Source organism: Neptuniibacter sp., assembly GCF_024231755.1.
In the GTDB taxonomy this organism is placed as follows: domain Bacteria; phylum Pseudomonadota; class Gammaproteobacteria; order Pseudomonadales; family Balneatricaceae; genus Neptuniibacter.
The window spans coordinates 1-547 of the sequence record NZ_JAAEQH010000379.1 but is presented as its reverse complement, the minus strand read 5'-3'; the positions used below and the strand labels follow the sequence as shown (position 1 = coordinate 547).

Genomic DNA, 547 nt, shown 5'->3' with positions numbered 1-547 from the left:
TTCATTTACCCTCAAGAAACCACGTCCTTTGAGGCGTGGTCATGTTCTAATGGCTCTGCCTGAAAAGAAATAAATGGTAGCTCCCTTGCAGGATTGTGCCGATCCACAAAGGAGCTACGCAATGAGTCGATTTGAGAAGTTATCGCATGTGCTATGGCATTGCCAGTACCATCTTGTCTGGGTACCCAAATATAGATACCGAGTATTGACCGGTAAGGTAGGCAATGAGGTTGAGGAAACGATACGGCAACAGTTAGAACGAATGGAGTGCCGTCTGATTGAGTTGAATATACAGAAAGATCATGTGCATCTGCTGGTGAAGGTGCCTCCAAAACTTTCGATATCCAAAGTGATGGGGACGTTAAAAGGAAAAAGTGCAATACGGGTATTTCAGAGGAATCCTGAGTTGAAGACCAAACCTTACTGGGGGAACCACTTTTGGGCTGCTGGATACTGCGTTGATACCGTAGGTTTAGACAGCGAAATGATCCGCAAGTATGTGAAATACCAAGACGACAAGTAACCAGAAAAGCATTCATGATTGGCA

Annotated in this window: 1 protein-coding gene; it reads left to right on the top strand. The window is 44.8% G+C overall.

What is annotated here, in order from left to right; genetic code table 11:
• Nucleotides 1–121: 121 nt before the first annotated feature.
• Nucleotides 122–523 carry an IS200/IS605 family transposase gene (tnpA, locus tag GY843_RS20920; protein WP_297312620.1) on the top strand — a complete coding sequence of 134 codons (402 nt, stop codon included), beginning with the start codon at nt 122–124 and terminating at the stop codon, nt 521–523.
• Nucleotides 524–547 lie beyond the last annotated feature (24 nt).